Annotated in this window: 4 protein-coding genes; 2 read left to right on the plus strand and 2 right to left on the minus strand. The window is 72.4% G+C overall.

What is annotated here, in order from left to right; all coding sequences use genetic code 11:
• Positions 1-76: 76 nt before the first annotated feature.
• Both ACP4J0_RS27035 and ACP4J0_RS27040 read left to right on the plus strand, forming a co-directional pair.
• Positions 77-559: a hypothetical protein gene (locus ACP4J0_RS27035; protein ID WP_426601325.1), complete on the plus strand. Its 483-nt coding sequence runs from the start codon at positions 77-79 to the stop codon at positions 557-559.
• 614 nt (positions 560-1173) lie between these two features.
• The gene (locus tag ACP4J0_RS27040; RefSeq protein ID WP_426601326.1) at positions 1174-2694 is read left to right on the plus strand and encodes an alanine/glycine:cation symporter family protein; all 1521 of its coding nucleotides are present in this window, start codon (positions 1174-1176) and stop codon (positions 2692-2694) included.
• A 127-nt stretch (positions 2695-2821) separates the two neighbouring features.
• Here ACP4J0_RS27040 and ACP4J0_RS27045 read toward each other — a convergent pair whose 3' ends face one another.
• On the minus strand, positions 2822-3133 hold the full coding sequence (locus ACP4J0_RS27045) for a hypothetical protein (protein WP_426601327.1): 312 nt from the start codon (positions 3131-3133) through the stop codon (positions 2822-2824).
• 152 nt (positions 3134-3285) lie between these two features.
• Complete coding sequence (locus tag ACP4J0_RS27050; RefSeq protein WP_426601328.1) at positions 3286-8163, minus strand: DNA repair ATPase; 4878 nt, start codon at positions 8161-8163, stop codon at positions 3286-3288.
• Between the last annotated feature and the right edge of the window lie 157 nt (positions 8164-8320).

The raw sequence follows: 8320 nt of genomic DNA on the forward strand, positions 1-8320 counted from the left end.
GTGGGAAGCACGCGGGGTTCGTCCGAGGTGCGTCAGGCAGGATGAGGTCTCCGATCAGTGGGGGGAGGGCCCTGGGGTGGGTTACGAATTGCAGGCAGTGATCGCGGGGGACGAGTTGCTGCGTGCCGCGTCACGGGACGTTGCCGGCGCCCGGGTGGTGCCTCTCCGGCAGGGCCTGTCGCTGATGCCGATGACGGATGAGGTCTTCGACGCCGTCACGGACGGCAGCGCCGTGGGGGATCTGGGATTCTGGAAGCTGCCGGGAGGCTTCGAGACGTCACTCGCCCAGTGGTCCATTGCAGGGCCAGTCGCCTATGTCGAGGCCGAGTACTTCGGCGGCGTCGGCGAGCAGCGGGCTGCCGTCTGGGCCGACGGGGCGCTGGCAGCGGGGCCACTGGATGCGCCGGCGAGAAAGTGGATCTCGCGGGCAGTCAGCCCGGTCTCGCAGGCTCTTCAGCAGCTCGGCGTGAAGAGGGGCCTCGGTGGGGATGAATTCGAGGCCGTGGGACTGGGCCGTCATCGAAACAACGACGACTGGATCTCTTCCAGTACCTCTTGAGCCCGCGCCAGACGGCGGCGACTGCCGGAATCCCGCACAGCCTCGCGAGTTGCCGGCCGAGTTCGCTCCCGTCATGACACGTCAGCGTCCTGATGCCGCCACCTGCCGGTGTCCGGCATCAGGACCTGGCCGTGTGCTCCCCTCGCGTCCCATGTTGCCGACGCGGAACACCTCCCGCATTGCCCGCTTCCGGCAGTCTTCGACAGGCCCTTCATGCCGGTCGCCGCCAGGGGGGGGTGGCAGGACGGCGCGTGCTGTCGGCGGCTCCGGGGGACGCCGGCCGGTCGGTATATACGTGCCCATGGCACCCATCTCGCGGGTCGTATAACAGTCCGATATCACCAGCTGGGACTTTCGCCGATCACGGGCCGTCATGTGATCTGCATCACTCAATGATTGGCAAAGGCGTGGTAGAACTGCGCAACTCCGCAGGTGGATCGGCCGACTGCCGTTCCGTGGAAGGTCGGCCTGTACGCGCACCACAGCCCGGAGCGATCACGGTCCGAAACCGGACCGTGCGCACGGGTTCGAACACCGGACAACGACGTTCGCTCAGAGACCGCTCACCCGGCGAGACTCCCCGGCCCGCCGGCACCGCTCCACGAGGTAGCCAAGTGTCACTCGAATCCGTCACCGAGTCCGTCGACGAAGCCGTCAGCGGATTCTTCGAACCCATAGCCAAGTGGCTGGGCGAGGTCGTCTTCTACGCCGTTCCCGTCGGCGGCACGGACCTGCCCCTCATCGTCGCCTGGCTCGTCGTCGCCGGCCTGGTCTTCACCGGGTGGTTCGGCTTCATACAGCTCCGCAAGTTCCGGCTCGCCGTCGACGTGGTGAGGGGGAAGTACGACGAGGAGGGCTCGGCCGGCGAGGTCAACCACTTCCAGGCGCTGACCGCCGCGGTCTCCGGCACGGTCGGCCTCGGCAACATCGCCGGCGTGGCCGTCGCCGTCTCCATCGGCGGCCCCGGCGCCACGTTCTGGATGATCCTGTGCGGCCTGCTCGGCATGGCCACCAAGTTCGTCGAGGTCACCCTCGGCGTGAAGTACCGCGAGGTGCACGCCGACGGCACCGTGTCCGGCGGCCCGATGCACTACCTGCCCAAGGGCCTCGCCGAGCGCTTCGGCAAGAACGGCAGGACGCTCGGCAAGGTCCTCGCCGTCCTCGCCTCCTTCATGATCCTCTTCTTCGGCCTCTTCGGCGGCAACCTCTTCCAGGTCAACCAGTCCTACGCGCAGCTGGTCTCCGTCACCGGCGGCGAGGACGGCGCCGTCGGCTCCTCCGCCGGCGCCCTGCTCTTCGGTATCCTGGTCGCCGCGCTGGTCGGCATCGTGCTCCTCGGCGGCATCCGCTCCATCGCCAACGTCACCAGCAGGCTCGTGCCCGCCATGGCCGGCGTCTACATCGTCGCGTGCCTGGTCGTGATCCTGGTCAACGTCAGCGCCGTCCCGGACGCCGTCACCGCCATCGTCGAGGGCGCCTTCAACCCCGAGGGTGTCGCCGGCGGTGTGCTCGGCGCGCTGATCATCGGCTTCAAGCGGGCCGCCTTCTCCAACGAGGCGGGCCTGGGCTCCGCGCCGATCGCCCACTCCGCGGTCAAGACCAAGCACCCCGCGAGCGAGGGTCTGGTCGCGCTGCTGGAGCCGTTCATCGACACCGTCGTCATCTGCACCATGACCGCGCTGACCATCGTCATCGCCGACCCGGCCACTCTCGGCAAGGACATCGGCGGCGTCACCATCACCTCCGACGCCTTCGAGACGGTGCTGCCCTGGTTCCCGTACATCCTGACCGTCGCGGTGATGCTGTTCGCCATCTCCACCGTGCTGACCTGGGGCTACTACGGCCTCAAGGCGTGGACGTACCTCTTCGGCCGCAGCCGGACCAGCGAGGTGACGTACAAGGTCGTCTACACGCTGTTCGCGATCACCGGCTCGCTGCTGACGCTGCAGACGCTGATCGACCTGGCCGACGCGGTCCTCTTCTCGCTCGCCGTCATCAACATCATCGGCCTCTACCTCCTCGCCCCGGTCGTCAAGCGCGAACTCAACTCGTTCCTGGAGTACGTCCGCGCCCGCAACGCCGGTGAGGACACCGGGGGCGACGAAGGCCAGGAGTCGGTGAAGACCACCGTCTGACCCGCCTCACGCGGACCGGCTCCCTGGGGCGCCCCCGGCCGAAGGCTGGGGGAGGGCCCGTGCTCACCTCGCGCCTTGGTGAGTACGGGCCCGTTCGCCGTACTCGCGCCATGTGGCCCGGCCCCTCTCATACGCCTCCCGGGCGCGTGGCCGCGAATGCCCTGACCGCGTAGACGGCGAGCAGGGCGCCGTAGAGCGCGGTCAGCGCCATCGCCGCGTAGGACACCTGTGCCAGGGTGGCCGGCGCGGCGCCGGCCAGCCGGGGAACGGTGTTGACGACGACCACCCCGTACAGCGCCAGGCCCGCTGCGCCGAGCAGCCGTACGGGCCCGCGGTGACGCAGCCACGGAAGCGTCCGACCGCGGCACTGGGCGACCGCGAAGGGCAGCCACAGCGTGGTGAAGCCGGTCAGGAATCCCCAGTTCACGAAATCGCCCACAACTCTCCTACCGGATGGACGGGTCAGCGGGTGCTCCACTCCGCTGCTGCATACAAAGCGACCACCGTCGGCAGCACGTACAGCACGCTCCCGGTCAGGGGACCGTATCCGACGCTTCGGTCCGGATCACCTGCGGCCACGGCGCGGGCCTGTCAGTCCGCCCCGGCCCCGGGCCCCGGGCGGGCGGCGTGCCGGGCTGTCGGGTTGGCGACGAGGTGGCGCGGGTCGGTGGCGCGGCTGATGGCCGACTCGACGGCCGCGACCCGGTCGGCGAGCAGGCCGAGGGCGGCGACGGCTCGGGTGAGGGGGTCGTTCTCGGGGCCGCCGAGGGTCTGGGTGCGGACGTACGCCGCCTTCAGCTCGGACCAGCGCCCGGCCTGGGTGGCGGTGAGGGTGCCCCGCAGCTCGGCCAGTTTCAGCAGGTTGGCCTCGGCGCCGGTGGTGAGGGTCTGGGCCTCGGCCGTGTAGTGGTCGTCGATCAGGGCGGACAGCTCGGTGTCGTTCATGACCGGCTGGATGCGCTGGGCGATCTTGTTCATGGTGCGGTAGGAGCCCTGGAGCCGGAAGGGCGGCTCGGTGCGGGTGGTGTCCGACTGGGCGGCCGAGGCGATGTACGCGGCGTTGACCGCGAGGACGGTCTCGCGGGCGGTGAGCAGGTGGCGCAGGACCGCGGTGATCCGGTCCAGTTCGGCGGGCGCGTACGGGTGGGCGAGACGGTCGGCGCGCGCGGCCGGGTCGCCCCCGGCCAGCCGGAGCAGGAGTTCCAGGTCGGCGCGGTCGCGGCCGGCGAGTGGGGCGAGGACCGGGTTGGCGGTCAGGGCGTTCTCGACGAAGCTGAGGGCGAAGGCGTCCTGCTTGCCGGTGAGGACGTCGCCGAGGTTCCACACGTCGGCGCGGTTGGCGAGCATGTCGGGGACCTGGAAGCGGCTGCCGGACTCGGTGTACGGGTTGCCCGCCATGCACACCGCGAAGCGTTTGCCGCGCAGGTCGTAGGTGCGCGGCTCGCCGTCGCGTACGCCCTCGATGCGGCGGGTGGCGTCGCACAGCGGGATGAACTTCTGCAGCAGCTCGGGCGAGGTGTGCTGGATGTCGTCGAGGTGGAGGAGAGTGTTGTTGCCCGCCTCCAGCGCGAAGTTGATCCTCTCGATCTCCTGCCGGGCGGTGGCGTTCGGTGCCTCGGCCGGGTCGAGGGAGGTCACCGTGTGGCCCAGGGCCGGGCCGTTGACCTTCACCAGCAGGAGGCCGAGCCGGTCGGCGACGTACTCCAGGAGGGTCGTCTTGCCGTAGCCCGGCGGGGAGACGAGCAGCAGCAGGCCGCCGGTGTCGGTGCGTTTGGTGTCGCCCGTGGTGCCGAGCTGCTTGGCGAGGCTGTCGCCGATCAGGGGGAGGTAGACCTCGTCGATGAGCCTGCTGCGCACGAACGCGGACATCACGCGCGGCCGGAACTCGTCCAGGCGCAGGCGGCCGCGCTCGGCCGCGACCAGTGCCGCGCGGCGGCGCTGGTAGGCGCGGTGGGCGGGGACCTCTCGGGTGCGGAACTCGCGGGCCCGGGCGGTGAGTTCGTCGACGCGGACGGTCAGGGTCCGGTTGTGGACGCGCGGGTGGGTGCCGAGCAGGCCCTCGACGGTCTCGGTCAGGGGCGCGTCCGACTCGTAGCGGGGCAGGCCGGGGCACAGCTCGGCGGCCACGGCCTCGGCCAGGTCTCCGGGGGCGAGGTCGGTGCCGGTCGCCGTGGTGTACGAGGTCAGCCACGCCTCGACGAGTTGTCTGCGGGCGGCCGGGTCGGTGAGGGCGGTGAGGTCGTCGTCGTAGGCGCGGGCGTCCACCGTGCGGCGGAACTTGTCGAGCAGGGTGCGGGTGCCCGCGCCGAGTACGAAGCCGTCGGGGCCGGTCGTCAGCTCTTCGAAGAGGTAGGCGGCCGCCGCTCGTGTGCCGATCGCGTCGGCGAGTTCGGCTTCCAGGTCGGCGATCGCGGGCGCGAGTCCGAAGGTGTCGCGGGCCCGGGCCAGGGAGACGGCGCGTCGGGTCCAGGTGTCGCGCTCCTCGGCCGTCGTGCCGTGCGTCCAGAAGAGCTGGGCGGCGGCGCGGGCGGCCGGCTCGTGGCGCAGGAGGCCGGCGCCCTCGTGCAGGCGCAGGAGAGCGGCGAGGATCAGGGCCGCGTCGTGGTCGTGGACGCCGCGCTCGTAGCCCTCGTCGTAGGCCTCCTCCGCCGCGTGACGGACCAGGGCGGGCAGGTCCTCGGCGGCTGCGAGGGCGGCCGGGCCGTGCTCGTCGAGCAGGCGGGCGGCGAGGTGTTCGGCGCGGTAGGTCTCGGGCGACTCCGAGGGCAGCGGGCGGTCCCAGTACGGGCGGGTCGCGGCGAAGTCGGGGTCGGTGACCGGGGCGCGGTAGTCCGTGCCCGTCAGGGCGAAGGCCAGGTTCTCGCCCTGGGGGACGAGGGTGAGGTCGAGGGGCTGGGTGTTGACCGCGAAGCGGTGGCCGCCCAGGCGGACGGTGCGGCCGTCGTCGGCGTACAGGTCGGTGCGGTCGCGCAGGGCGCGCAGGGCCTGCTGCCGGGCGGACTTCAGGCGGCCGTCGAGTTCTTCCGCCCTGACCTGGTCGCCGAGTGAGCGCAGTTCGTCGGCCGTGCGACGGACCTTGGCCGGCATCGGGTCGGAGGTGAAGTACGTGGTGACGGCGTCCGTGTCGGCGAGCGCGGACGCCCGGCGGACGATCGTGGCCAGGACCCGGTCGGCCGACTCGGCCAGGCGCTCGGCCCTGCGGGCACGGGCGTCGGCGAGGGTCTGCTTGCGGGCGGAGAGCGCCTCGTGGATCTCGTCGCGCTTGTCCGCCAGCTCGGCGAGGAAGCCGTCGGACTCGGCGAACCGGGACTCCAGGTCCTCCACCCGCACGAGCAGGCGGGCCAGCTGTTCGTCACACTCCTCGGGGGTGCCGGCCGCGGCGAGGGCGCCGGTGACCGCCTGGCCGAGCAGCGCGAACTCGGCGGTGAACTCGGCCCGGCCCTCGCGGTCCCGCAGGGCGCGGCGGCGGCCGTCCAGGGTGGCGCGGGCGCGGTTGACGCCTCCGAGGACCTCGGCAATCCGCTCCAGGACGGACGTGCGGACGGTGGCGTCACCGATGTCCAGGCCGGAGACGACGTCGGTCACCGTGCGCAGGTCGTCGGCGTGCTCGTCGAGGCGGGCCGTGAGGGGCTCCGCCTCGGCGACGGTGGTGATCGCCTCGGCGTCGGCGACGAGCCGCTCGATGTCGGCCCGGTGGTCGGCGAAGGCGTCCTCGTGCGCCAGGTGGGTGACGGCCCGCTGCCCGAAGGAGGCGAGGTCGCGTTCGACGTCGGCGGCCAGCTCGTCGACGCGGCCGGTGTCCGCGTACCGCATGTCCTTGAGGGTGAGCAGGTGTCCCTGGGCCTGCCGGAGCTCGGTGAGCCCGGACACCCACGCCGCGGCGCCGCGCGGGGCCTCGCCGCGCAGGCGCCGTACGACGGTGGTGACGCGTGCCGTGGCCTCGGTGAGGGCGTCGGCCGCCTGGCGGGTGAGCGTCTGCACCGTCTCGAACTCGGTCAGCACCTGCTCCGCGGTGTCCCTCACCTGGGTGAGCGGCTCGTGCAGGGCGCCGAGGTCCGCCTCGGCCAGCCAGTGGTGGGAGTCCGCGACCCGTGCGCAGGCCGCCACGAGCGCCTCGTACACCTCGCCGGTCGGGGTGGTCTCGGTGACCGCGCGTGTGACGGACAGGCAGTCGGAGATGCCGCGTACGAGGTCGGCGTTGCCGACGCGGGCGAGCGGGCCGGTGCCGCCCGGCCGGGCGGCGGCGTGGGTGTCGGAGACGTACGGGGAGGTCCACCGCTGCACCGGGTGCACGCGCTGCGGCTCGGTGCCGGCCGCCCGCAGGGTGAGGAGGGCTCCGTCGTCGAACAGGGCCCAGCCGTGGCAGGACAGCGGGGTGGCGACCTCCTTGCGGATGATGTTGTAGGGCAGGAGGAGGCTGCGGCCCGCGACGCGGGCGTGGAAGGCGAAGAGGACGTCCTCGCCGTTCGGGGAGCGGACCGCCCGTTCGAACTCCATGCCCTCGGTGTCGACGCCGTCGAACGTCCGGTGGGTGCCGGTGGCCAGGCAGTAGCCGCCCGGGAAGACGATGCCCTGGTCCTCGGGCAGCCGGCGGCACGCCTGCCCGATGCCGTCGAGGCGGACGACGGTCCTGGTGAGGGTGTTGAACACCAGGTAGCGGTGGGTGTCCTCCTTGTACGGGAGGACGTCCACCAGGATCAGGGCGCCCACCCGCGCGTACGCGATGTGCGCGTCGGCGAGCGACTGCAGCGGCTCGGCGACCGGCTCGGCGTACACGCCCTCGCCGGTCTCGGTGTCGTCCTCGGTCTTGACCGTCAGGGTCCCGCCCAGCGTCTCGACGAACACCTCGCCCTCGATGGAGACGTGCGGGTGCCGGCCCAGGACGTGGTCCTCGCGGGTCGTCACCGTCCACGTGAAGTCGTGCGCGGGCGGCAGGACGTGGTCGCGGTCGCCGCGCGCGTCCAGGAAGGACGCCCGGCCGTCGTCGGACAGTGCCCAGCGCAGGACCCGGATGTCGTCGGCCTTCTCGCCGGTCCGGAAGACGGCGAGCACCTTGTCGTCGACGCGGCGGAGCCGGAGGAGCCGGGCCTGGTGGAAGTAGCGGTGGAGGGCGGCGAACTCGCGGACGAAGGCGGGGTCGTCGAGCAGGCCGGGCACGGCGTCGTCGGACAGCCGGTCCAGCGTGCGGTCGTGCAGCGCGAAGACGTCGCCGACGGCGGTCTCGGCGCCGCGTCCGGGGACGGTGTTGTAGCCGAAGAGCAGCACGTCGCCGACGGACACGAGGTCGCGCGGCACGCACGCCGACCCCGTGCGCAGTTGTTCGGTGCCGGCCAGCTCCAGGCGCAGGGAGCCGAACTCCTCGACGCGGCGGGCGTTCAGCGCCTCGGCGCGGCGGGCCAGCTCGGCCGCCTGCGCGGTGAGGCGGTCGCGCAGCACCTCGTACGTTCCCGTGTCCAGGGCGGTGGTCATGAGGTCCCTCTCCGGAAGTCGAGAAGTCGAGAAGTGGGGGGGGGGGGGGGGGGGGGGGGGGGGGGGGGGGGGGGGGGGGCGGCGGGGGGGGGGGGGGGGGGGGGGGGGGGGGGGGGGGGGGGGGGGGGGGGGGGGGGGGGGGGGGGGGGGGGGGGGG

Source organism: Streptomyces sp. WG7 (assembly GCF_049975785.1).
Classification (GTDB): domain Bacteria; phylum Actinomycetota; class Actinomycetes; order Streptomycetales; family Streptomycetaceae; genus Streptomyces.

What these genes read in the sequence shown, in the direction of transcription:
- ACP4J0_RS27050 (WP_426601328.1), bottom strand. Translation starts at nt 8,163, where the DNA reads ATGACCACCGCCCTGGACACGGGAACGTACGAGGTGCTGCGCGACCGC.